Here is a 24183-nt window from a genome sequence, read left to right as displayed (position 1 = left end):
AGACGCGCCGGTGGCACGCCGTGACGGGCATCGCGCCGGCGCAGGTCAGCCGAGTGGAAGACGCGCCCTGACCCATTTGCCCTCGGGCGGCACGACCTGGGTCTCAACCGCGGCGCAGAGCGCCAGCACGATCTCCATGCCGTGCTGCCCGAGCCGGTCGGGGTTGCGGGGGCGGGCGACCGGGACGACGGGATCGGTGTCGTACACCGATATCTCCAGCACCCCCTCGTGCAGGGCGAGCTCAAGGCGGCAGGGCCCGGGTGCGTACTTCACCACGTTGGTGACGAGTTCGCTGACGACGAGCCGGGCGGCTTCGACGCCCTCCTGCGGCCAGGGCCTGCAAGGTTGCATGTGACGCACGAGGAACGCGGTGGTGAAGTCCCGGGCCTCCCCGACAGCGCCCTGGGCGCTGCCGAGTTCCACGACGGCCCGCCGGGCCTCCACCTCGCACACCCCGGTCGGGCTGGCCTCTCTCACGTCGATTCCCCGTTCGCCTTCCTCGGCCTGGTCCGGATTCTCCCCTCGCTCCGCTTCTCGTCGCAGCACGGAACGGCCTCACCAGAAGGGGGTTGGTGAGGCCGTTCCGCTGGGTGGGCAACCCGTCCGCGTCGATCCCTTTCTACGTCTGGTCGAGCATGCCCTTGCGCAGGCGTGCCAGATTGCGGGAGAGCAGGCGCGAGACGTGCATCTGGGAGATGCCGAGCTCCTTGCCGATCTCCGACTGCGTCAGCTCCTCGACGAACCGCAGATGCAGGATCCGCCGGCTGCGGTCGTCGAGTTCGACGATCAGCGGCGCGAGTGTGTGGAAGTCCTCGAAGAGCTCGAGCGCCGGGTCCTCGATTCCGATGAAGTCGGCGAGCGCCGCGGCATCGTCGTCGCCGTCCGGCGCGACGGCGGCGTCGAGCGACGCGGAGTTGTACCCGTTGGAGGCGATCCGCGCCTCGATCACCTCGTCCTCGGAGAGGTTCATCAGCGTGGACAGTTCCGCCACGCTCGGGGCGCGTCCGAGGCGGGAGCTCAGCTCCTCGGTCGCCTTGGCCAGCTCCACCCGGGCTTCCTGCAACCGGCGCGGTACATGGACCGCCCAGGAGGTGTCACGGAAGAAGCGCTTGATCTCGCCGACGATGTAGGGGATGGCGAAGCTGGTGAACTCCACCTCGCGGGCGAGGTCGAACCGGTCGATGGCCTTGATCAGACCGATGGTGCCGACCTGGACGATGTCCTCCATCTCGTCGCCGCGAGTCACCCGGAACCGGCCGGCCGCGTAGCGGACGAGTGACATGTTCATCTCGATCAGCGTGTTACGCGCGTACTGGTACTCGTGTGTCCCCTCCTCCATCACCGCCAGCTTTTCGAAGAAGACCTTCGACAGCTCGCGCGCGTCCTTCGGAGCGACCTTGCGGGGAGATTCGAGTACGGGAAGGTCCTCCGTACCCGTCTCGGCACCAGCCCTCGTCTCCGTCGTCACCGCAGTCGGCACTCTGATGACCTTCTCTCGTCCGTCGGTAGCCGTTACCCCCGTGAGAACCTCGCTTACCCCCACATCCGCGGGGCATGTCAGGAAAAGCTCGGCGCAACGAAGAATCTCGGACCGAGCCGGTCCGGGACCGCCGAATCCGATCACGCGAGCGAAAGACGGGCCCGGACGCGTTTCCCTGACCTCTGCGGCTCCACACTCACGCTCTCGCAGACCGCCATCACGATCTCGAGACCGTGCTGTCCGATACGCAGGGGGTCGTGGGGCCGGGGTACTGGGGCGGCGTCGAGCCGGTCGACCACCGAGATGTCCAGCGCGTTCTCGAACCATTCGAGAAGCACCCGACAGGGGCCCGGCGCGTGCCGCACCGCGTTGGTCACCAGTTCGCTGACCACCAGGCGGGCCAGGTCGACGCGCTCCTGGGGCACCGGATCGCCTCCCGCGGCCGGCGCGGCGGTGAGGAAGTCGGCCGTGAAATCGCGGGCCGACGCGATCATCCTGTCCCCCATGTCGGCGCCGTCGTAGAACACGCTCGCCGACAGCGGCGGCCGACGCACCGCGCTTCTTCTGGTGATCACCTCACCCATCGCCCTTCCCTTCTCGCGTGACGGTCGCCCTTCCCGCCTATTCCGTCGGATTTCCCCCGTGCGCCCGTCCCACACCGCGCACAGCCGAGAAGTACGGTGCTATTCGTCCTCGTGCGCCGCGGCCGGCCGCGCGGCGGCCCGGCCTCCGTGCCAGTCCAGACAGAGGACCAGGAGGTCCTCCGGTGTCGGACCGCCGTAGGACCGCAGGGTACGGACGACCTCCCGGGGGGTGTCCGCGCCGGTCATGCCGCGTGTGCCCTCGATCGCCCGGCGCATCGCTCGGTCGAACGCGCGGTCGCCTCCGCCCTCGGTGGGCTCGGCGCGGTCACAGGCGACGAAGACGAGCCGGTCGCCCGGGAGGATCCGCAGCCGCTGGGCCGCGTAGACGGTGTCCTCGAACATGCCCAGCGGAAGCTGGCGCTCGAGGTCGAACCGCTCGGGGGCGGCGCCGCGGGTTCGCCATACGGTGGGCGAGCCCGCGTCGACGACCTGCATCGCGCCGGTGTGGCGGGCGAAGCTCATCAGCAGGGCGGAGAGGGTTCTCTCGCCTCCGTACTGGCCGTAGAGCGCCTGGTCCGTCAGGCTCGCCTGGCCGACGACGTCGAGTCCGGCCCTGCGGGCGTTGCGGATCGCGTTCAGGGCGAGGTTGCTGACGAGGACGGCCTGGGTGTCGGGGCCGGTGCCGTTGGCGACGACGAGGGTGAGTTCCTCCTCCGTCACGGACCAGTCGAGAACGTGTCCGCCGGAGGCGTAGGCAGGCTCCCAGTACGCGTGCAGGTCGAACTCCTCGCCCACGCAGGCGCGCCCGGGCAGCAGGTCCCACTGCATCTCACCGGGGACGCTGAGGGCGCGCGCCCTGCGCGTCCGCCGGTACACGTCGGTGAGACGGTCGGCCACGCGCAGCGCGTGTCCGAGCATCTCGGCTATGGCCGCGAGGTCCTCGGTCGTCTCCCGCGTGAGCCGGTCGGAGGGCAGGCCGACCACAAGAACGCCACAACGATCGCCGCGAACCGACACAGGAAGGAACGCGGTCGCCGTGGGGCCGTCTCCCCCGGAAAGATATGGTTGCTGTGTGGAGAAGGCGCGCCCCGCGGGACCGGATTCCACGCTCATGGGCTGCGGCCCCGCCGGAGCCTGCACGGGCTCGACCGGGCGGAGCTCCGTGAGTCCGTAGTCGACGAGCAGAAGGTCGGCGGAGAATGCGCCGAACTGCTGTGCCAGATCGATACGGAGGGAGTCCAGGAGGTGGTGCGCCGGCGCTTCACGCAGACCGCGTTCCACCGTCGAGCGTCGATCCACCGAACCGTACCGCCTTCTGGAGAGATGTGGACGACCGGCGCGTCGCGAGACCGACGCCCGCGGCCCCGGACGCCTGAGGAGTGTCAGTAGCCATGGACACGAACCCCGCCCCGTCTCAGCGGGAGCCGCAAGAGACGACGGAGGCAGCGCGGGAGCTCATCGAGCTCCTGGAGGTGATGTGGGAACGCGGCAGGGACATGGTGTCGTCGACGCCCGTGTCCGCCTCTCAGCTCCGCGTGCTGTACAGCCTCGACCGCGAGGAGGGCATCAACCTTCGCGCCCTGGGCGAGCTGCTCGGTTCGGCACCGCCTTCGGTGAGCCGCATGTGCGACCGGCTGGAGGCCCTGGGGTTCGTGCAGCGACTTCCCAGCCCGGTCAGCCGACGCCAGCTCGAACTGCACCTGACCGGCCGGGGCAAGGCGTACCTGCGGGACCTGCGGGACCAGCGTGAGAACGCCCTGCTGGCCGTCATCAACGCCATGACACCGACGACCCGGAAGGCACTGCTGCGCGGACTGACCGGATTCCAGGAGGCGTTGGAGAAGGAGAGTCCCTCGCAGCGCCGCGGCGGTCCGCTGGGGAACGCCCAGTCCGCTTGACCACCGCGCACCGCGGTCGTCGCCCGGTCACGTACCCCTTGTCCCACTTGTCCCCTTCTGGTCGCCGACAACGCGCTCACCCCCGAGCGCGAGCCAGGTGTGTTGCCTCAAGGATACATTTGTCATGCGGCAACTCTTGACCTGCCGGGGGCTGGGAACGCCGACGGGCGGAGGGCGCGTCAGGAGTGGGATCCTCCCGCCGTGGCGCCGTCCGGATCCTTCTCCGGCCCCCGCCAGTCGAGACAGACGACCAGCGCGTCGTCCTCCAGTGGCGCGCCCCCGTGGTACTCCGCGAGCTGACGCAGGACCGCGCCCGGGACCTGGGCGGGAGGCAGCAGCCTCGTCGAGGTGAGCGCCCGCGCGAGCGCCCGCTCGCCGTAGCTCTCCCCCTCGGGGGACGCCGCGTCGTACACCCCGTCGCTTCCGAACAGGAGCCGGTCCCCGGGACGGACCGTGAAGCGCTCCGTGACGTAGCTCGTGTCCTCGAACATCCCCAGGGGCAGCTGGGCGTCGAAGAAGAGCGACTCGACCGTGCGGTCGCGCAACCGCCACAGGCGGGGCGAACCGGCGTCCACGGCCTCCACCTCCCCGGTGGCGAGGTCGAAGCGCAGCAGGAGGACGGAGACATAGGCGTCGCCGCGGTACTGCGCGTACACGGCCTGATCCGCGAGAGTCGCCTGGTCGGCGAGGTCGAGACCGGCGCGACGGGCGTTGCGCAGTGCGTTGATGGCGAGATTGGTCAGCAGGGCGGCCTCGATGCCCTCGCCCATGCCGTTGGTGACCGTCAGGGTCAGATGGTCGGCCGAGGCCGACCAGTCGTAGTTGTCGCCGAAGATCGCGTAGGCGGGTTCCAGATGCGCGCCGAGCGAGAACTCGGGCCGGGCGCAGGAACGTCCCGGAAGAAGCTGCCACTGCATCTCGGCCGCCAACGTCAGCCGCGCGGCCCGCCGGGCGAGGACGTACAGGTCGGTGTCGCGCTCGGCCACCAGGATCTCGTGGCCGAGGGCCTCGCAGATGTGCTCCAGGTCGGGCAGCTGCGGCAGGAGGTCATGGCCCTTCGGCACCGTCATCGTCAGCACACCCATACGGTCTCCCCTGACGGTGACCGGCAGATGCGCCGCCACCGAGTCGGCCGTTCGCGTGATGTACGGCTCCTGGGAGCCGAACACCCGGCCTTGCGGGCTGCTGTGGATCGGCAGCGGCTGAACGGCGTGCGGGCTGCTCCCCACCAACTGGAGCGACCGCAGGCCGTAGTCGGCCAGCCTGAGTTCCACCTCCTGAGCGCCGTAGCTCTTCCGCAGCACCTCCTCGACGACGCTCATCAGCATGTGCGGCGCGGCCCGACGCAGCGCCTGCTCGACAACGGCGATCCCGTCCACGTGCTCCTGCTTCTCTTCTGTCCGCTCGGTCCGGTGGGTCTACCCGGCGTGGCCGGCGGCCGTCAGCGCCTCTGCCACATCGGCGTGCAAAGGCGTCGTCATCGTCAGACCGGTGATCTCCAGGATGCGCCGTACGGCCGGGGTCGGCGCTACGAGATGCAGGTCCCCCCGGGCCTCGCGCGCGTCCCGCGCCGCCCTGATCAGAACGTTCAGGCCGGACGAATCCATGAACGCCAGCCGTGAGAGGTCCATGACGAGGTGGCGGCGGCCGTGCAGGAACTGGTTGGCCAGGTGGTGGTGGAGCAGCGTGGCGGTCTCCATGTCGAGTTCGCCGCCCACGGACAGCACCGCCGTGGCGTCGTCGCGGATCTCCACCTCGACGTCCAGGTTCACATCTGACGGGGACATGGTCCTCATTTCAGGGTTGGGGGAAGCGTTTCCCTTGGGGCGCGGCGCGGGGTGTGATCAGGCGACCCGCACGCCGATCAGACAGGTGTCGTCGTCGGTGTCGGACTTGCTCTGCGTCAGCAGGGTGTCGAGCCGGCCTTCGAGGGTGGCGGCCGGGACCCGGGCCGTGGCGAGGAACTGGGCCAGCGAGTCGTGGACGGCCGTGTCCCGCCGCTCGACCAGGCCGTCGGTGTACATCAGGACCGTGTCCTGCCGCTCGAGCTGGACCTCCTCCTCCTCGTACTCGGCCTCGGAGAGGGCGCCGAGCAGCATCCCTCTGAGCAGAGGCAGCGTGGTGGCCTTCGTGCCTCGCACGAGGACCGGGGGAAGGTGCCCGGCCCGGGCCCAGCGCAGGGTGCGGCTCTCGGGGTCGAAGATGCCGCAGACGGCGGTGGCCGTGACGCGGTCGGTGAGGTGGTACGCCACGATGTTCAGCCAGGAGAGCAGCTGCGCGGGGCCCGCTCCGGTGACGGCGAGCCCGCGCATCGCGTTGCGCAGCACGACCATTCCGGTGGCGGCCTCGATGCCGTGACCCGCGACGTCCCCGACGCACAGCAGTATCTTCTTGGACGGCAGCACGACCGCGTCGTACCAGTCGCCGCCGACCAGGGATTCCGTCTCGGCGGGCCGGTAGCGCACCGCGATCTGCAGACCCGGTGCGTCGAGCGGGCCGCCGGCGGGGGGCATGATGGCGTGCTGCAGCTGGAGGGTCAGCCGGTTCCGCTCCGCCGACTCCTGTTCGGTGACGGCGAGTTGGTCGCGGGTGGCCGCCAGGGCGACCTCCGTCCAGTGCTGGGAGGAGATGTCCTGATAGGCGCCGCGTACGGCCAGGAGGCTGCCGTCGGCACCGAGGACGGGTTCGGCGATCACCCGCATGTGCCGGGTCACTCCGTTCGGGCGCAGCAGACGGAAGGCGGTGGAGGTCGCCCGCCGGTGGCCGAGGACGGCCTGCAGGAAGCGGCCGATGGCGACGGCGTCGTCCGGGTGGGCGTGGGCGGCCAGGTCCCGCACGGACACCGGGGCCTCGGCGGGTTCTCGGCCGTACAGGTCGAAGAGCTGCCCGTTCCAGGTGATCTCGCCCGTCAGGACGTTCTCCTCGAAGCCGCCGATACGGCCGAGGCGCTGAGCATGCTGCAGCAGGTTCGCGAGCCGGGCGGCCTCGTCCTCGATGCGCCAGATGAGCAGGATGCCGTCGCCGTGCCGGCTGATGCTGAGATCGGCGGTGGACGCGAGCGCCACCTGGTCCACCAGGGCGGTCAGCGGCGCGCGGCGAGCCCGGAAGGGCTCACCGGTGGCGTAGACACGCTCGATCCGGTCGAAGAGTTCACCCTCGGCGGCCGCCGTGGGGTACGCCTCCAGGAGCAGGGAGCCGTCCACGGCGCTCCGGGGCCGGCCCGCCGGGTCCTGGAAGTGGTCGTTGGCGTGACGGATACGGAAGTCACGGAGCCGGCCGTCTCCGTCGAGGTACGGGATGAGGACGAGCGCGGGGTCGTAGAGCCCGTCGGAGAGGTCCACCAGCTCGGCGACGCCGGGCGGCTCCCGCAGCGGCGTCGGCATCGGGTCGGCGACGAGGTGGTCGATGGTGTGGGCGCACAGCTCCGCCAGGGCTTCGATCTGGCGCTCCACCGCCTGGGGCTGCGGGTCCAGCGGCTGGGGCCAGCAGATCTCCAGGACCCCGTGGATCCGTCCGCCGGTTCCGGCGGGCACCGCCACTCTGCCGCCGTCAGGGTTACGGGCGTGCCCGATGGAGGGGATTCCGGTGGCCCCGAGCGAGGAGAACCACACGGTGCGGCGCTCGGTGAGAGCCTGACGGGCGACGGTGGCCACGCCGGGCGGTACGTAGCGCCAGCGTCCGGGCTCGTCGGTACCGAAGCCCGCGTGACCGCGGAGGGTGAGCGAGGCGTCGGCCCCCGCGGTCCAGACGGCCACGGCTGTGGCCCCCAGAGGCGCGAGGGCGTGCTCCAGGAGGGACTCGGCCACCGCCTGGGTGTCGCCGGCGTTCAGCGCGGCGCTCTCGGCCGTGCGCAGCCGCACGCCGACCGACGGTTCGTCCCCGTCCTCCGTGTCCGGCCCGCCCACCGCCCGTCGGACGAAATCTTCGGCGACCTCGGCGACCTGGTCGTGCGCCGCCTGGTTGATGATGTCGGCGGCCAACTCCAGCGGCGAGAGCCCTGCCTGGGCGCCGAGTTCGGCGAGCTGCCGAGCCGCCTGCGTCGGGCCGCACCGCAGCCGCTCGACCATGATGCCCTTGGCGAGTTCGATGAGCGCGCGACCGTCGGCCGCGGCGTGCGCGGCCCGTACCTCCCCGCGAAGCCGCTCCACCATCGCGGCCAGCCGGCCGACGGTCGAGTGGTCCGCGGACAGGAGGTCCTCGACGAGCCGGTCGGCGGAGGACTCGGCTGTCCCGGCGCCGACGCCGTAGGCGCCGTCGCCCTCGGCGCCCCGGGGCGTGGGGACCTTGCCCGGCCCTGCCGCGGGACGGGCCGTCGGGGGGACGGCATCCGACGAGGCCGACGACGTGCCGTCCCCGCGGAGACCTCCGACGGCGTCTCCACCACGGTCGGGGGGAGCAGTCATGGTGCGGACTCCTCGGATACGACGGCCTGGGGCCGCGGGACGGATGCGGGGCGGGTAGGAGGCGGGGCCGACGGCTGGGCCCGCGGCGGACTAGTCCTCGCGGAGCCACCGCCGGATGCAGGCGATGAGGTCATCGGCGTCGACGGGCTTGGTGACGTAATCGCTGGCCCCTGAGGCCAGACTCTTCTCCCGGTCCCCGGGCATGGCCTTGGCGGTCACCGCGACGATCGGCAGCTCGGCGTGGGCGGGCATCCGCCGGATGCTGGCGGTGGCGGCATAGCCGTCCATCTCGGGCATCATCACGTCCATCAGGATCAGATCGATCCCGGGGTGCGCGGCGAGCACCTCGATGCCCTTGCGGCCGTTCTCGGCATGCAGGACCTCGATGCCGTGCAGCTCCAGGATGCCGCTGAGGGCGTACAGGTTGCGGGCGTCGTCGTCGACGACGAGCACCGTACGGCCGTGCAGGGCGGCGTCGACGGTGTGCGGCGCCTGCTGCCGCTGCTCACCGCGGAGCAGGGGCACCACGTCGCCCGGCTGGTCGGCGAGCAGGTGGAGGGCGATCCGCTCACGGAGTTCGTCGAGGCTGGACAGCAGCTCCAGGGGCCGTTGCCTGGCGCGCGCCTGCAGGGTGCGCTCGTGTTCGGCGGCGAGCCGGCGGTTGTTGTGGGCGAGAACGGGGACGGTCCGCAGAGCGGCGTCCCCGTCCATGGCGTCGAGGAAGTGCAGGGCCTCGTCGTCCGCCATGTCGAGTTCGAGCACGACGCAGTGGAACGGCTGGGTGGCCAAGGCGGTCGCGGCCTCCTGCGCTCCCACGGCCGCGATGACCTCGATGTCCGCCCGGTCGGTGAGGTCCCGGCTCTGGGCCAGTTCCGCCACGGCGTTCTCGGCGACCAGCGAGAGCAGCCCGCCGAAGCGCTCCTCGATCACCAGCAGGCGCCTGGGCTGTCGTGCCTGCGGGGCGGCCGGCAGGGCGACACGGGGGGCGCCGGCACTCTCGGCAGTCTTCCCCGGCTCACCCTCCGCGGCCGGGGCCCCGGTCTCGGGCACGGTCTGCGCCTGGAAGTCGGCCCGGGCGACGGGCAGATACAGGGTGAAGGTGCTGCCCATGTCCGGCTCGCTGTGGGCCGTCAGAGCGCCGCCCAGCAGATAGGCGATCTCACGGCTGATGGACAGCCCCAGGCCGGTACCACCGTACTTGCGGTTGGTCGTCCCGTCCGCCTGCTGGAAGGCGCCGAAGATGGCCTCCAGGTGCTGAGGGACGATGCCGATGCCTGTGTCCTTGACGCGAAACGCGACCACGGCGCCGCCGCGGTGCACCGTGCCGGGCAGCTCGTCGTCCGCCGCCGGCTCGATGCTCAGCTCCACGCTGCCGCGGTCGGTGAACTTGACGGCGTTGGAGAGGAGGTTGCGCAGCACCTGCCGCAGTCGGGAGTCGTCGGTGACCAGGTCGACCGGCACACCGGGTGCGGTGGAGATGGAGAAGGCGAGGTTCTTCTGCGTGGTGAGCGGCCTGAACGTCGCTTCGACGTACTCGAGGAGCTGACGCAACTCGACCCGCTCGGGGTTGAGGTCCATCTTGCCGGCCTCCACCTTCGACAGGTCGAGGATGTCGTTGATCAGCTGGAGCAGGTCGGAACCGGCCGAGTGGATGATGCCCGCGTACTCGACCTGCTTCGCGGTGAGATTGCGGGTGGGGTTCTGGGCGAGCAACTGGGCCAGGATCAGCAGACTGTTGAGCGGGGTGCGCAGCTCATGGCTCATGTTGGCGAGGAACTCCGACTTGTACCTCGACGCGAGCGACAACTGCTGGGCACGTTCCTCCAGCTCCTGCCGCGCCTGCTCGATCTCCAGGTTCTTCGCCTCGATGTCGCGGTTCTGGGCCGCCAGCAGGGCGGCCTTGTCCTCCAGTTCGGCGTTGGAATGCTGGAGCTCCTCCTGCTGGACCTGCAGCTCCTCGGAGCGGGCACGCAGCTCGCCGGCCAGCCGCTGGGACTCGCCCAGCAGTTCGTCGGTCCGGGCGTTGGCGACGATCGTGCTGACGTTGACGCCCACCGTCTCCATGAGCTGCTCCAGGAAGTCCCGGTGCACGGAGGTGAACGGAGTGAAGGACAGGAGCTCGATTGCGCCGAGAACCTGGCCCTCGACCACGATGGGCAGCACGATCAGGCTGCCGCGCGCGGTGTGGCCGAGTCCGGAGGAGATGGAGACGTAGTCGCCGGGAACGTCGTCGGCGGCGATGACGCGGCGGCTGCGGGCGGCCTGTCCGACGAGGGACTCGCCGAGCCGGAACCGGCGGTCCTCCGGGCTGCCGGCGGGGCGGCCGTAGGAGCCGACGAGCCCCAGTTCGAGGCCGTCGGGGCCCTCTTCGGCCAGATAGAAGGCGCCGTACTGGGCACGGACGAGGGGGGTGAGCTCGTCCATGACGAGTTCGGCGACGACGGCCAGGTCGCGATGGCCCTGCATCAGCGCGGAGATCCGGGCGAGGCTGGACTTGAGCCAGTCCTGCTCCTGGTTGGCGCGCGTGGTCTCGCGCAGCGAGCCGACCATCGAGTTGATGTTGTCCTTGAGTTCGGCCACCTCGCCGGAGGCGTCGACGGTGATCGAGCGGGTGAGGTCGCCCTCCGCGACCGCGCTCGCGACCTCGGCGATGGCGCGGACCTGCCGGGTCAGGTTCCCCGCGAGTTCGTTGACGTTCTCCGTGAGCCGCTTCCAGGTCCCGGAGACTCCTTCGACCTCCGCCTGACCGCCGAGGCGGCCCTCGCTGCCGACCTCCCGGGCCACGCGGGTGACCTCGGCGGCGAACGAGGACAGTTGGTCGACCATCGTGTTGATGGTCGTCTTCAGCTCCAGGATCTCGCCCCGGGCGTCGACGTCGATCTTCTTGGACAGGTCGCCGTTGGCGACGGCGGTCGTGACCTGGGCGATGTTGCGGACCTGCCCGGTGAGGTTGTTCGCCATGGAGTTGACGTTGTCGGTGAGGTCCTTCCAGGTGCCGGCCACGTTCGGGACCCGCGCCTGGCCGCCGAGGCGGCCCTCGGTGCCGACCTCGCGGGCGACCCGGGTCACCTCGTCGGCGAAGGCCGACAGGGTGTCCACCATGGTGTTGATGGTGTCGGCGAGCGCGGCGACCTCGCCCTTCGCCTCAACGGTGATCCTGCGCGACAGATCGCCCCGGGCCACGGCGGTGGCCACCTGCGCGATCGAACGCACCTGCCCGGTGAGGTTGGACGCCATCACGTTGACGTTGTCCGTGAGGTCCTTCCAGGTGCCCGACGCTCCCCGCACGGTGGCCTGGCCGCCCAGGTTCCCCTCGGTGCCCACCTCGCGGGCCACCCGGGTCACCTCGTCGGCGAAGGCCGACAGCTGGTCGACCATCGTGTTGATGGTCTCCTTCAACTCCCGGATCTCGCCGCGCGCGTCCACATCGATCTTCCGCGAGAGGTCTCCCTCGGCCACGGCGGTGGCGACCTGCGCGATGTCACGGACCTGCGTGGTGAGGTTGCCGGCCATCGCGTTCACGGAGTCCGTCAGGTCCGCCCAGGTGCCCGAGACGCCGGGGACCACCGCCTGCCCGCCGAGGGTGCCCTCCGTGCCGACCTCGCGGGAGACGCGGGTGACCTCGGAGGTGAAGAGGGAGAGTTGGTCGACCATGCCGTTGAACACGGCGGAGATCTCGCCCATCAACCCGTTGGCGTCGTCCGGCAGCCGTGTGCCGAAGTCTCCGTCCCGTACCGCGGTGAGGCCTGCCAGCAGCTGTCGCAGCTCCGGCTCCCCCACGGCGGCCGGTCCGGGCCGCCGTGCCGCGGAGGAGCTGTCGATCGTCGTGTCGGACATGATCCATCCTCGTTGGCTTCACCCCCGACTGTCGCCGAGGGGCCTGCGCCCTGCGCCGTGCCCTTCGCGCAGACTCCGGCCCCGTACGACCCCGGCACGGGACCGTTGCCGTACGGCAATAAAGACGAGACTACCCTCCCGTGATCGACTGGAGGGAGACGGTGGAGAACAACGGGACCGGACCGACGTGATCCGGACCCTCGTTCCGGCTGGCCCGTATACGGATGAGGGGGGTTGCCCGCTGGATCAGGCCGGGCGGTCGGTGCCCTGACGACGGCGGCCTACCGTGTTGACGGCCCGCCGCGCGGTGCCGAGCGACTCGAACGGGCAGTGGGCGACCGGCGACGTTCGTCGCGGCTACGGCAGTGCGGCCCCGCGGGCGGAGATCCACAGGGCGTACCACTCGTCGTGGCTCAGGTCGGGCTCGCCCGTCGCGGCGTCCCGGCAGGCGCGGATGCGGTCCGGGTTCGACGTGCCGATGACGGGGGCGATACGGGCCGGGTGGCGCCGCAGCCACCAGAGCACGATCGTCTCCGGCGTGGTGCCCTTGGCCTCGGCGAGGGAGGTCACCAGCGCGGCGGTGGCCGTCTCCTGCGGGGTCCCGTGTGCCCCGGTGTAGCGCCCCTGGGCCAGCGCCCCCCACGCCTGGAGCGCGATGCCGTGGGTCAGGCAGTGCTCGACGGTACCGGCGGGGAACCCGTTGCCCGCGGACTCCGGGGTGTTGACGAGGATGCCGTCCTCCAGCCAGGCGCGCCGGTGCAGGCTCATCTCCAGCTGGTTGGCCACGAGCGGCAGGTCCATATGGGCCTGGAGCCGGGCGATCTGCGCGGAGTTCATGTTCGAGACACCGAAACGGCGGACGAGCCCCTGCCGGTGGAGCGAGGTCAGGGCATCGCCGATGTCGGCGGGGTCGGCCAGCGGGTCGGGGCGGTGGAGAAGCAGGACGTCGAGGACGTCGGTGCGCAGCCGCTCCAGACTCTCCTCGACCCTGCGGACGATGGAGGAGCCGCGCAGGTCGTACAGGCCGGGTCGGCCCCCTTCGGGCAGGCGGATGCCGCACTTGGTCTGCAGGGTGATCCGCTCACGCAGTCCCGCCGAGCGGGCCATGACCTCGCCGAAGACCGCTTCCGACTTGCCGCGCCGGTAGATGTCGGCATGGTCGAAGGCGGTGATGCCGCTGTCCAGCGCCGCTTCGACAGCGGTCTCCGCCGCGTCGATGTCGGCGGCCGTGTAAGGCCCCGCGTCCCAGCCTCCCCCCAGGCCCATGCAGCCGAAGAGGAGGCGGTGGTCGGTCTTCTCGGGCGTGGTCATCAGGTCACCTTGGCACACGTACTCGGCACGGGGCACAGTGCCCCAGGACCGCGTGCGAGGTCGGCCTCGACGTGCGAGGTCAGCCTCCGCTCGTGTAGCGCGTACGGACCCACAGGGGCAGGACGAACCAGCAGATCAGGTACCAGACCAGGACTCCGGAGACGAGCCAGGGCACGTAGGGGTCGTGGGTGGCCGCCCTCAGGATGAGGAACAGCGCCGACGTCAGCGTCGCGAGGAGCAGAAGGATGCCGGTGAAGGTGAGCCGTGAGGCCCAGACGACGGCCTGGGGTTTGATCCGTCGTCCGGCCACGATCCGGTGGAAGGAGACCGGACCGATCAGCGCACCTGTGGCGAGGGACCCGAGGACGACGGTGACGATGTAGATCGTCTTGTCCTTCTGCTCCAGATCCTGGAAGAGCGGGGTGAAGACCACCGTGAGGAGGAAGCCGAGGAGGATCTGCACGCCGGTCTGGGCGACCCGGATCTCCTGGATGAGCTCCTGCCAGCGCCGGTCGGCGCGCTCCTCCTCCGTCTCGACCCGCCCGTCCGGCCCCGCGTCCGACTGCCCGGCGCTCCCGCCGCCGCGCTGCCCGTCGTACTGCTCGCCCTTCGGCGTCGCACCGCCCTTTCGTCCGTCCATGGAAACGCCTTCCTGAGAAGAGAGTGCGGCAGGAGCGGTATCGCGTGCCCCGCCCTTGGTCAGGTGCGGCGCCGCGACCACCACCGGCGCCGGCGCCGCGGATACACCGCCCTGCCCAGGCGGCGGCCCACCAGGGCGTAGCCGAGCAGCGCGCCCGTGGTGTTGAGCAGGACGTCGTCGATGTCGAAGGCGCGCCCCCTGACCAGGGCGCCCTGGATCAGTTCGACCAGGAGCATCGTCGCCACCGTCAGGAGGGCGACCCGTACGAACCCACGGCTACGGGGCGACACGACCGGCAGCAGCAGGCCGAACGGCACGCCCAGAAGGATGTTGCCGCCGAGCTGCTTGACGGTGTCCCGGAAGGCGGGCTGCTCGAGGTAGGCGCGGATCGAGTCCCCCGGCCGGAGGTTGGCGTGGGTGAGCATCTCCGAGGCCGGCGACGGCTGGAGGGTCAGCCGGGTGAGGACGACGCCGAAGGCCACCATGGCGGCGAGGGCCAGCACGGTGACACCGACGCGGATCCAGGGCCCGGGACCCGCCCGCGGGGCCTTCCGCTGCTGCTTCTCCTTCACTTTCCGCTGCCGCTCGGTCGTGACGCGGCGCCATCCGATACGTAGTGCCATGGCCCCCAACTCCACAGTTCTTCGCGAAGGTTGCGGGTACCCCCGATGTGGGCCCGGACACTCGTGTCAGCTGTATGTGACGGTGATCTGTTCGAAACCGAGGGCGCGGAGCAGGCCTTGGAGCATCGACGTGGTGTTCTTCTCGGCACGCAGCGTCAGGTCGCTCTCCTTGGCGGCGTCGCCGATGCGTTCGGCGGCGAGGACGTGGACGGCGCGCTCGTCGGCCGGGTTGTCGGAGAACAGGTCGCCCAGTCGGTCGATCAGGCCACGCTGCTTCGAGACGGTGTAGGAGCGCTTGGGGTCCACGAACGGCTCGGCGAGCTGCGCGTGCGGCAGGCGGAGGGTGGCAGTGGTGCGCTTCTCGTCGACGGTCACGCTGCCCTGGCCGATGCTTCCGAAGTCGACGTACGCGGCCACGCTGCCGCTCGCGACGAAGAGCGTACGAGTCCCGCGGATCGAGTCGGGCAGCAGCCGCGCGTCCTTCTCCAGGTCGACCACGACCTGGTAGTTGCCGGCGGCGCCCTCGTACCGGTGCATGTCCTGGATGGATTTCAGCACCGCCGGGCCGGAGCGGTCCTGCGTGTCGACGCCGAACACGTCGTCCAGGCCCGGCACGTGGACGAACCGCCCCAGGAGGAAGAGGACCAGGGACAGCCCGAGGAGTACGAGGGCGACAGCCGGCCACCTGCGCGGGGCCCGTTCGCCTCTCGGCGTTCTGCGCGGAGGCTGGTCTTCTGCGTGTTCTCGCATGTGTTCCTGGTGCCCCGCGAGCGGGTGGTCACTCCCAACCGGCCTCGGTCCGGGGTTGGTTGGCGTCTCCGGGGCGGGTCGGCGCGTGTGCGCGGACCCCGGGGGCCCGGCATGGCAGAAGCCCCATGGGGTCCATGGGGCTTCTGCCTTCTACGGTGGGTGGCACCGGGTCATGCACGGAGCAGCCGTTCCGTCACCTCACGGTAGGTCCGCAGGGTGAGCCGGAGCTGCTCGGTGTCGGGGCCCGGGCCGTCCGGATCGCCGTTCTCCTGCCAGCCCGCCCGCAACGCGGCGCGGCGGTCCCTCAGGGAGGCGATGAGCTGTTGCTCCGCCTCGGCGAGGACCTCGGCCGCCTCGGCGACCGAGTCGTGGGGAGAGTCGACGAACCCTGCGAGCGCGTGGTGCAGGCGCTGCCCGAGACGGTCGCGTTCGCCGTCGCCGAGCAGCTGTCCCGCCGGACCGGCGCCGTCGGCGGCGGCGGGCCCGTGTCCCGTACCGGACGCGGGGTCGTCGCCCACGCCGCTGACGTCGTGCTCGCCACGGGTGCCGTGGCCCGGACCGCGGCCGTGGCCGTCGCCCGACCGGTCCGTCGTGTCCCGTCCGCGAGGCGCGGCGGAGGTCACGGCGGGAGCGTTGCTGCGGCTCCCGCCGCTCCGGCCCGTGGCACCGGGGTCCTCGGACGGGACGGCGGACTGTGGCGCCGGCGGCGGCGGCATCACCGCGTCCGGGGCACTCGGGGTCGCGGATCCGCGCCGCGCATTCCCATCGGCCCGGCCCGCCGCCCGCTGGTCCCGGTTTTCGTGTGGCATCACGCGCCGCTTCCCTTCGGCTTGAGGAGATGCCCGCGGTTACGCCCGGACTCCGGGCGCGTTCGGGCGGCCGCGGTGCCGGCCGGACTCCCGTGCGCCGTCAGGTCCTCGAACAGGGCACGTGCGTGGACCAGCGCCTCCCGCAACTCCTCGGTGGAGGCGGATGCGGAGTGCGCCGCACGGCGTACCGCGCGCAGGCCCTCCACATGGTGCGGATGGTGCACCGACAGGGCGGCGAGCTGCTCGTCGCGCCGGTCGGGATCCGGGAAGCCCCGGGTCGCGGCGATCCGCGTGAGGAGCTCGTCGGCGTCGGCCACGGCCTGCCGCGGCGCGTCGACGAAGCGCTCCTGGAGCATGGTCCACTGAGCGACGTAGTGCTCGCGGATCGCCGGCTCCAGCGGCAGCGGGCGGAAGCGTCCGTGCCGCTCGACCCGCTCGCGCAGGTCGTGGTGGGCGGACTCGCGGGCGCCGCCGTGCCGTTCGAGGGTGCGGTCGTACTCGGGGCCGAAGCGCCGCTTGAGGGAGCGCGTGCCGCTGCCCGTGCCCGTGCGGGCCCGGAGCAGGACACCGGCCGCCAGTAGCGCGGCGACCGTCGCCGCGAGGATGAGAACTGCGGTCAGGGTCGACATGGCTGCCTTCCTGTGATGGTGACTCCTGGCTGGCTGTTCATCACTGCTTGCTGGGCGCCTGTCGGTTCGGCTTGCCGCTTCTCGGGCGGTCAAACCCGAAGCACGCCGGTGTCACCGGCGGGGTGGACAGCCGGGCCGCGGACGGGCACGGTCGACGAGGCCGGGCAGCGGGCCAGGCGGCGTAGCCTGGTGACCGCCGCGGACGACCGGTGCGGCCGGGACGTCACGGGGTAGGAGAGCAGCATGGACGACAGCGCCCTCTGGCTCATCGTGGCCGTGGTTCTCGTGCTCGTGGTGGCGGGATTCGCGGCCGTTCTGCTCGTACGCGTCTTCCAGGCTCGCAGGCTGCTGGTGGACGCCGGTGTCCCGTTGCAGTCCAAGGCCCTCTTCTGGGCGGCGGTGGTCTACACGGTCTCGCCGATCGACCTGATCCCGGACCCGGTGTACCTGGACGACATCGGCGTACTCCTGGTGGCGCTGAGGGCGCTGCAATCGGCGGCCGCCAGAAGCGGGGTGGACCCCAAGGGGCCGAAGGGGCAACCGGCGGGTTCGGAGGCCTCGATCAGCGGTCCGGCCAGGGTGCCGCCGCCTCAGTGAAAGAGGGTTCCGGCGGAGGCCTGCACGAGTGACATACCGGGAATGCCGGGCATTTCCGTCGATGAAGAGGCTTCACCCCTTCTACGGTGGGCCGGTGCAACCCACTTCTCTGACACGGCGGCTGGCCGCCAGTCCGCTCGCGCCCATCGCGGCCTTCCCCCTCCGGTTCGCCACCGTCGCACGGCACAACGCGTCCGTCCTGCGCCGCTCCGGCAGTTGGCTGGTCCGGTCCCGTGAGAACGCCTGCTTCACCTACGACCTCACTCCGGTCAACCGTGAGCACCTCGCTTGGTTCACCGCCACGATCACCGGGCGGCCGGTCGGGGAGCTGCGCGGCTACCTCGACGAGGTCGAGGCCGACGTGGCGTTGCGGGCCCACATGCGAGAGGTGCTCGCCGCCGGAGCCCGGCGGCGCACCTGTGACCATCTGGTGCGCTACGCGCGGCGGGCCGCCGCCTACGCCGTGGTGCGCGCGCTGCGGCCCGAGCATGTGGTCGAGGCGGGGGTGCATCGGGGCATCACCAGTTGTCTGATCGCCGCCGCTCTGCTGCGCAACGGGCACGGGCGGCTGACCGCCGTGGACTTCGATCCGCAGTCCGGGGAGTTGCTCCAGAAGGGCCCGTACGCCGCTGTCGTCGACCGGGTCGTGGGCGATTCGGTCGCCGCGCTGGGCAGTGCCGAGGTGCAGGAACGCGGGATCGATCTGCTCGTGCTCGACACCTACGTCGACGCCCGGCACGAGACCGCGGAGCTCACGGCGGCGCTGCCCGCGCTCGGAGAGCGGGCCGTGGTGCTGTCGACGACGAGCCATTTCCTGGGCTCGCTGGCGGAGTGGTCCGAGCGCCACCACCGCGCCTTCCTGCATTTCCGCGAGGATCCGGCCGAACACTGGCATCCCGGCGAGGGGTACGGCGCGTCCTTCCCCGGCGCATCGTTCCCCGGCGCCCCACCCGGAGCGTCACCCGGCCTCTTCACCCGTGTCGCCACCGACGTCGCCGGTCCCGGGAGCCCCGGATGAGCCCCACCACGGACGCCGCCCGCCGCACGGCCTGGTACGAACGCTACGAACAGTGGCACGGCCTCGACCGGGCGCTGCTCCGCTCCCCCGCCCAGCTGTGGTTCCGTCACCGCGCCGCAGGCCGCCTCGCCGTGCTCGGCTATCACGGCGTCGAGGACTCCGCCGCCTTCGCCGCCCAGCTCGACCGGCTGGCCACGACCGCCCGTCCGGTCTCCCTCGGCCAGGTCGAGGCAGCGGTGCGCGACGGGGTCCCGCTGCCGCCCCGCAGTGTGCTGGTCACCTTCGACGACGGCGACCCGTCCGTACTCGAGCACGGGCTGCCGCTGCTGGTCGAGCGGGGCATCCCCGCCGTGTGCTTCGTCATCGCCGGTCTCGTCGGCACCGACGAACCCTTCTGGTGGGACGAGCTGGAGCATCTGCTCGCACACGGCGGAACGTGTCGCGGCCTGGCGCGGGACCTCCCCCCGCGCGCGGCGGCCTACGCCCTCAAGCAACTTCCCGAGACGCAACGCCGCGATGCGTTCCGGGAGTTGCGGAAGACCGCCTCCGTGCCCGCGCCCCGCGGGCGTCAGCTCACCGCCGCCGACCTGCGCACCCTCGAAGCGGGTGGCGTCGCGATCGGCAGTCATACCCTCACGCATCCGTGTCTCGACCGCTGCGACGAGACGACGATCCGCGATGAAGTGCACGAGGCACATCGGCTGTTGACGGACCATCTGGGGCACGCACCGACCGCCTTCGCCTACCCCAACGGTGACTTCGACGTCCGCGCCGACGCCGTGCTGCGCGAGCTGGGCTACCGCTCCGGCTTCCTCTACGACCACGCGCTGAGCGACCCGGCAGCCCAGCACCCGCTGCGGCTCAGCCGGCTGAGGGTGTCGACGCGCACCTCGCCGGCCCGGTTCGCGACGGTGCTGTCAGGTCTGCAGCCCGCCGTGTACCGGACCGGTCTCGGTGTCGTCAGAGCGGTACGGCAGTTCCGCGCTCGGCGCTGAGCAGGGCGGCGAGGCGGACGGCCAGCGCGTCGATGTCCTCGCCGCAGCGCCGCAGCACCTCGTAGGGCTCGCCCCACGGGTCGGCGATGTCGTCGTCCGCGGGGCGGGGCGCGCACACCGTGCCGCGGCGGGCGGCGGCTCGCGCGACGACGTCGAGCCCCTGCCCGGGTCCCTCGTCGCCCTCCGCGAGCCGGACGAACTCCTTGAGCGTGAAGCAGCGGCGCAGCGCCACCGGGACCAGCCGCACGGCGGCTTCCCGGTGTTCACGCTCCAGACCCAGCACCAGCGAGGCGCCCGCCACCAGCTCGGCCGTGAGAAGCCGGGGACGGAAGCCCTCGGCATCGCCGCCGAGACCCGTCAGCACGGCCCGGGTGGCCCGATCCATCCCCTCCCCCCAGGGCGCCTTGGTGCCCGCACTGCCGACCCGCACGCCCGTGCCCGGCCCGAGGCGGGCGGCGAGCAGCCGTTCGGCGAGCGGCGACCGGTAGGTGTTTCCCGTGCACACGAAGAGCACCGTGAAGGTCGCACGCGCCAGGCGGTCGGACGAACCCGCCGACGGGGACGGGCCAGGCTTTGTCACCGGGCCGGGCTCGGCCACCAGGCCGGGCTCGATCACCAGGCCGGGCTCTGTAACCGGACCGGCCGGCACAGAGCCTGCCACGGTCGCGGGTTCGGGAGTCATCGGCGTGCTCCTCGGCGGGCACGGTTCCGCCGCGTCATCCGCGCGCCCCGGTGTCCTGCGGGTCGCTCGCGGCCCGGTGTCGCACCGCGGGGCGGGGCGCGGGCAGTTCACCGTACGTGCCGTAGCTGCCGTACCCGCCCTTGGCGACCTCCGCCATGTTGAACACAGCGCCCAGCGGGCGGGCGCCCACGTTGCGCAGCGAGTCCACGGCTGTGCGGACCTGCTCGCGCGAGGTCTTCGAGGCGCGTACGACGAGGAGGGTGCCCTGGGTGAGCGGGGCGAGGCCGACGGTGTCCGCGACGGGGAGCAGCGGCGCGGTGTCGACGATGACGACCTCGTAGCAGGCGGCGAGCTCCTGCAGCACCTCGCCCATCCGGGCCGAGGAGAGCAGCTCGGTGGGGTTGGGCGGCATCGGCCCGCTGGTGAGGACGGCGAGTCCCGCGGTCGCCTCCTGCATCACGTCCTCGGCCGACGCCTGCCCGATCAGGACGTTCGTCAGTCCCGCGTCCTGGACGAGTCCGAAGGTGCGGGCCACACACGGCCGGCGCAGGTCGGCGTCGACGAGGCAGGTGGCGATGCCCGCCCGGGCCAGCGAGACCGCCAGGTTGGCCGCCGTGTTGGTCTTGCCCTCGCCGGGCAGGGAGCTGGTCACCGAGATGATCCGGGGCCGCTCGCCGACCTGCGCGAACTGCAGGTTGGTGCGCAGTCTGCGGAAGGCCTCGGCGCGCGGCGAGTGGGCCGCCTCGCCGACGGTGACCGGGTGGAGAGGGGCGTCGTTGTCGAACGGGATCGTGGCCAGCGGCGGCAGCGCGGTCAGCTCGCTCAGCGCCTCGGCGGTCTTGATGGTGGTGTCGAGAGTCTCCCGCAGGGCGGCGAACGCGACGCCGAGCAGGAGTCCGCCGAGCAGCCCGACCGCGAAGTTGAGCAGCGGCCTCGGTGAGACGGGGACACTCGGCACGGTGGCTCGCTGCGTCACCCCGAGGGTCACCGGGGAGACCGGCGCGGCGGCGGCCATCCCGGAGTCGTTGGCGGAGTGGGCGACGCGGGGTGTTTCGAGTCGTTCGATGACCTGGCTGAAGCGGACCGCGACGGCGTTGGCGGTGCGGGCGGCGCGCCGCCGGTCGGTGTCGGAGACCAGGATGTCGATGAGGACGGTGTTGACGGGCGCCTCGGCCCGGATGCGTCCGGCGAGCTCGTCCGGCGTGGTGGGCAGCCGCAGTTCCTTGACCACCGGTTCGGTCACCTGACGGGTGTTCACGATGTTGGCGTACGAGAGGACTCGGGCCTGCGAGAAGCTCTGCCCCTGGTTGAGCTGCATGGTGTCGGAGCCGGCGTGGGTGGCGACGAACAGCTGTGTGCGGGCCTCGTACACGGGAGTGGTCAGCGTGTTCACCGCCCAGGCCGCGAGGGCTCCGAGCAGCAGGCACGCGGCGCAGGACGGCCAGCGTCTGACGACGATGCTCAGGAAACCGCGGAGATCCAAGGAATACCCCTCAGTGAGATCAGGACCAGAAGCCCGACTTTTCCGATTTATCCATACGTGCGTGCTGAGCATAGGCATTCGCTCCACGGCATCACACGAAACCGAGCCGTACGTTCAGCCATGCGTGGATCGATCCCCGGGGCTGTACGGCCAAGCGGGCGGTCGACGGCGCCTTCTTGAGTGTGGTCCGGCGATTCTCCCGAGCCCGTGTTCAAGACTTGTGCGGCACCTATCTGCGAGACGCAACCCGAGGGCCGTATGCCGCCAGCTCCCCACGTAGCCGTTCTGATGACCAGTCACAACCGGTGCGCCAAGACCCTGTCGGCGCTGGCCGCGCTGGACCGGCAGTGCGGGCTGCCCGCCGGGACCGTGGTGCGCACCCATCTGGTCGACGCGGGCAGCACGGACGGTACGCCGGAAGCCGTGCGGCGCCTCCACCCCGGGGTGCGGGTGCGGAGTGTCGGCACGGACGTCTTCTGGGGTGAGGGCATGCGCATCGCCGGCCGTGAGAGCTGTGCCGACGGCGCCGCCGCCCCCTGGACGCACCAGCTGTGGCTCAACGACGACGTCGAACTCGCCGACGACGCCTTGGCGGTGCTCCTCGCCACCGCGCGAGAGATCGGCGAGGACGCGGTGGTGGTCGGCGCCGTGCGCTCCCGCGAGAGCTTCGGCGCGGGCACCGGCACCACGTACTCCGGCCGCCGGGGCCGCGCCCTGGACCTGGTCGAGCCGACCGGGCGCCCCGAGCCCTGCGACACGTACAACGGCAATGTCGTCCTGTTGCCGCGCGCCGTACGCGAGCGCGTGGGGGACATCGACCGGCCCTTCAAGCACGGCATGGGCGACTACGACCACGGGTTCCGGGCGCGGAAAGCGGGCTTCCGACTCTATGTGGCACCGCACCATGTGGGCGTGTGCGAGGCCAATCCACCACTCGCCGGCTCCCGCGAACCCGGCATCGGCGTACGCGCGGCGCTGCGCCGGGTCACCTCGCAGCGCGAACTGCCGCCCCGCCAGTGGTGGATCTACTGCCTGCGGCACAACTGGCCCTGGGCGCCACTGCTGATGGTCTCGCCCTATGTGCGGACCGTGCTGCGGGCGGCGGCCGCCCGGTGACCCCCACGCTCCTGCTGTTCGCCCTGACCGGCCTGCTCACCCTCGGCGTGCTGACCGTTCTCTACGTACGAGCGCCCGTCGTCGGAGTCGGGCTGCTGCTGACCGCCGGGCTGTGGCCCGCGGCGCGCTCCGAGACCGTCGTCCACCTGGGCGTGAGCCTGACGACACAGGACCTCCTCGTGTCCTGCGCGCTGGCGGCGGCCGCCGTTAACCTGGTGCGGCGCCCGCCCCGCGCGCAGCGTGCACTGCTGCTCCTGGGGGTCATCCTGCTGCTGACGGCGGGCTCGTTCCTCGTCGGGGCGGCCGCATTCGGGCTTCAGGCCGCGGGCAACGACATGCGGATGCCGTTCCTGTACGTCTTCGGGCTCGCCCTGTACGGCCTCACGCTGCCGTACACCGAACGGCTGGTGCACCGCCTGGCCGCGGTCTGGGTGGCGGCGGCCTGCGTCGAGACCCTGCGGGCCGTGTTGTGGTGGATGGAGCACGGCATCGGCTCGGCCATCGGACAGGTGATGATCGACGGTTTGGCGACCGAGTCCCGTGCGCTGTCGGCCCCCGAGGCGCTGCTGATCGCCCAGGGCGCGGTGATCCTGCTGTACGCCACCCCACTCGGCGCCCACCGTCATCTGCTCGCCGCGCCCCTGCTGCTCACCGTGGTCCTGCTGCAGCACCGCACGGTGTGGCTGGTGGCCGCCGCGATGCTGGCCGGCTGGCTGCTCACCGGAACCGGCGTCGAGGCCATCACGGCCCGCGGCCGACGCGCACTGCGGATCGGACTCACGGCGGCCGGCCTGTGCCTCGGCGTGTTCGCCGTGTCGACCGGACTGCTGGGCCGCTTCGGCACCGGCCTGACCGTCTCCGCCTCCGACAGCGGCACGCTCGCCTGGCGCGCGACGGGCTGGTACGAACTGCTCGGCACGCTGAACGGCGCCGTGGAGTGGCTGACCGGCCGGCCCTTCGGTTCGGGGTTCGACCGGCTGGTCGGCGGCCGGGTCGTCGGCGTCTCGCCGCACAACTACTTCCTCCATCTGCTGCTGCGCATCGGTCTGTTGGGCCTGCTCGCCTTCCTCGCGCTGTACGCGACGGCGCTGGCGCCCGCCCTGCGGCGCGGCGCCGACCTCACCTTCCGGGCCCTGGGCATGCTCGCCTGCGGCCAGCTCGTCTTCGCGCTGACCTATCAGGTCCACCCCGAACAAGGCCTTGTCCTCGGGGTGCTCTGCGCCCTCGCCGTCGGCGTCGCACCACACGCCGCGCAGACCGGGTCGGCTCCTCCGGCCGCCCCTCGAAAGATCCGCCCCGCGCTCCCCGTACCGCACAGTTGAGGTGAC

Annotated in this window: 22 protein-coding genes; 6 read left to right on the top strand and 16 right to left on the bottom strand. The window is 71.5% G+C overall.

Going from position 1 to position 24183, the window contains the following annotated elements; genetic code table 11:
- Nucleotides 1-45 precede the first annotated feature (45 nt).
- From ABZ939_RS19515 to ABZ939_RS19500, 4 genes are all read right to left on the bottom strand, one after another.
- The gene (locus ABZ939_RS19515) at nt 46-477 is read right to left on the bottom strand and encodes an ATP-binding protein (protein WP_361856290.1); all 432 of its coding nucleotides are present in this window, start codon (nt 475-477) and stop codon (nt 46-48) included.
- A 142-nt stretch (nt 478-619) separates the two neighbouring features.
- Nucleotides 620-1468: a SigB/SigF/SigG family RNA polymerase sigma factor gene (locus tag ABZ939_RS19510; RefSeq protein ID WP_361856288.1), complete on the bottom strand. Its 849-nt coding sequence runs from the start codon at nt 1466-1468 to the stop codon at nt 620-622.
- 152 nt (nt 1469-1620) lie between these two features.
- The gene (locus ABZ939_RS19505; protein ID WP_361856285.1) at nt 1621-2064 is read right to left on the bottom strand and encodes an ATP-binding protein; all 444 of its coding nucleotides are present in this window, start codon (nt 2062-2064) and stop codon (nt 1621-1623) included.
- A 99-nt stretch (nt 2065-2163) separates the two neighbouring features.
- Complete coding sequence (locus ABZ939_RS19500) at nt 2164-3363, bottom strand: GAF domain-containing SpoIIE family protein phosphatase (protein ID WP_361856282.1); 1200 nt, start codon at nt 3361-3363, stop codon at nt 2164-2166.
- Between the two features lie 92 nt (nt 3364-3455).
- Here ABZ939_RS19500 and ABZ939_RS19495 point away from each other — a divergent pair, with 92 nt between their 5' ends.
- Complete coding sequence (locus ABZ939_RS19495; RefSeq protein WP_361856280.1) at nt 3456-3962, top strand: MarR family transcriptional regulator; 507 nt, start codon at nt 3456-3458, stop codon at nt 3960-3962.
- A gap of 179 nt (nt 3963-4141) precedes the next feature.
- Here the strand turns inward: ABZ939_RS19495 and ABZ939_RS19490 are convergent, their stop codons facing one another.
- The 10 genes from ABZ939_RS19490 to ABZ939_RS19445 form a co-directional block, all read right to left on the bottom strand.
- Nucleotides 4142-5341, bottom strand: a complete 1200-nt coding sequence (locus ABZ939_RS19490) for a PP2C family protein-serine/threonine phosphatase (protein WP_361856278.1) — start codon at nt 5339-5341, stop codon at nt 4142-4144.
- 39 nt (nt 5342-5380) lie between these two features.
- Nucleotides 5381-5749, bottom strand: coding sequence for an STAS domain-containing protein (locus tag ABZ939_RS19485; protein ID WP_361856275.1), 369 nt, complete (start codon nt 5747-5749; stop codon nt 5381-5383).
- Between the two features lie 57 nt (nt 5750-5806).
- Complete coding sequence (locus ABZ939_RS19480; RefSeq protein ID WP_361856272.1) at nt 5807-8365, bottom strand: SpoIIE family protein phosphatase; 2559 nt, start codon at nt 8363-8365, stop codon at nt 5807-5809.
- 90 nt (nt 8366-8455) lie between these two features.
- A complete protein-coding gene (locus tag ABZ939_RS19475) occupies nt 8456-12202 on the bottom strand; it encodes a HAMP domain-containing protein (RefSeq protein WP_361856270.1) in 3747 nt (1248 codons plus the stop codon).
- A 357-nt stretch (nt 12203-12559) separates the two neighbouring features.
- Nucleotides 12560-13513 carry an aldo/keto reductase gene (locus tag ABZ939_RS19470; RefSeq protein ID WP_361856268.1) on the bottom strand — a complete coding sequence of 318 codons (954 nt, stop codon included), beginning with the start codon at nt 13511-13513 and terminating at the stop codon, nt 12560-12562.
- Nucleotides 13514-13592: 79 nt separating this feature from the next.
- Nucleotides 13593-14153 carry a DUF6328 family protein gene (locus ABZ939_RS19465; RefSeq protein WP_361856265.1) on the bottom strand — a complete coding sequence of 187 codons (561 nt, stop codon included), beginning with the start codon at nt 14151-14153 and terminating at the stop codon, nt 13593-13595.
- Nucleotides 14154-14212: 59 nt separating this feature from the next.
- Nucleotides 14213-14776: a VanZ family protein gene (locus ABZ939_RS19460; protein WP_361856262.1), complete on the bottom strand. Its 564-nt coding sequence runs from the start codon at nt 14774-14776 to the stop codon at nt 14213-14215.
- A gap of 66 nt (nt 14777-14842) precedes the next feature.
- A complete protein-coding gene (locus tag ABZ939_RS19455) occupies nt 14843-15526 on the bottom strand; it encodes a DUF4230 domain-containing protein (protein ID WP_361856259.1) in 684 nt (227 codons plus the stop codon).
- A 170-nt stretch (nt 15527-15696) separates the two neighbouring features.
- On the bottom strand, nt 15697-16149 hold the full coding sequence (locus ABZ939_RS19450; protein ID WP_361856256.1) for a hypothetical protein: 453 nt from the start codon (nt 16147-16149) through the stop codon (nt 15697-15699).
- Nucleotides 16150-16334: 185 nt separating this feature from the next.
- A complete protein-coding gene (locus tag ABZ939_RS19445) occupies nt 16335-16964 on the bottom strand; it encodes a hypothetical protein (RefSeq protein WP_361856254.1) in 630 nt (209 codons plus the stop codon).
- A gap of 243 nt (nt 16965-17207) precedes the next feature.
- Between ABZ939_RS19445 and ABZ939_RS19440 the strand changes: the two genes are divergently transcribed.
- From ABZ939_RS19440 to ABZ939_RS19430, 3 genes are all read left to right on the top strand, one after another.
- On the top strand, nt 17208-17561 hold the full coding sequence (locus ABZ939_RS19440; RefSeq protein WP_361856251.1) for a YkvA family protein: 354 nt from the start codon (nt 17208-17210) through the stop codon (nt 17559-17561).
- A gap of 94 nt (nt 17562-17655) precedes the next feature.
- Entirely contained in the window at nt 17656-18579 is a 924-nt protein-coding gene (locus ABZ939_RS19435; protein ID WP_361856249.1) for a class I SAM-dependent methyltransferase, read from the top strand.
- Complete coding sequence (locus ABZ939_RS19430) at nt 18576-19574, top strand: polysaccharide deacetylase family protein (protein ID WP_361856246.1); 999 nt, start codon at nt 18576-18578, stop codon at nt 19572-19574. Before ABZ939_RS19435 ends, ABZ939_RS19430 begins: the two co-directional genes overlap by 4 nt.
- On the opposite strand, the gene ABZ939_RS19425 is transcribed toward ABZ939_RS19430, so the two are convergent.
- Together ABZ939_RS19425 and ABZ939_RS19420 are read right to left on the bottom strand one after the other, a co-directional pair.
- Complete coding sequence (locus ABZ939_RS19425; RefSeq protein WP_361856243.1) at nt 19540-20256, bottom strand: low molecular weight phosphatase family protein; 717 nt, start codon at nt 20254-20256, stop codon at nt 19540-19542. The genes ABZ939_RS19430 and ABZ939_RS19425 overlap by 35 nt on opposite strands.
- A 34-nt stretch (nt 20257-20290) precedes the next feature.
- Nucleotides 20291-21739 carry a polysaccharide biosynthesis tyrosine autokinase gene (locus tag ABZ939_RS19420; protein ID WP_361856240.1) on the bottom strand — a complete coding sequence of 483 codons (1449 nt, stop codon included), beginning with the start codon at nt 21737-21739 and terminating at the stop codon, nt 20291-20293.
- A 258-nt stretch (nt 21740-21997) separates the two neighbouring features.
- On the opposite strand from ABZ939_RS19420, the gene ABZ939_RS19415 reads away from it, so the two are divergent.
- Both ABZ939_RS19415 and ABZ939_RS19410 read left to right on the top strand, forming a co-directional pair.
- A complete protein-coding gene (locus tag ABZ939_RS19415; RefSeq protein WP_361856237.1) occupies nt 21998-22855 on the top strand; it encodes a glycosyltransferase in 858 nt (285 codons plus the stop codon).
- Nucleotides 22852-24177, top strand: a complete 1326-nt coding sequence (locus tag ABZ939_RS19410; RefSeq protein ID WP_361856235.1) for a hypothetical protein — start codon at nt 22852-22854, stop codon at nt 24175-24177. The genes ABZ939_RS19415 and ABZ939_RS19410 overlap by 4 nt, the downstream gene beginning before the upstream one ends.
- Nucleotides 24178-24183 lie beyond the last annotated feature (6 nt).

It is taken from the genome of Streptomyces sp. NPDC046712, assembly GCF_040645695.1.
Lineage (GTDB): Bacteria > Actinomycetota > Actinomycetes > Streptomycetales > Streptomycetaceae > Streptomyces.
The sequence above is the reverse complement of the archived record's forward strand: the minus strand, read 5'-3'. Positions and strand labels throughout refer to the sequence as shown.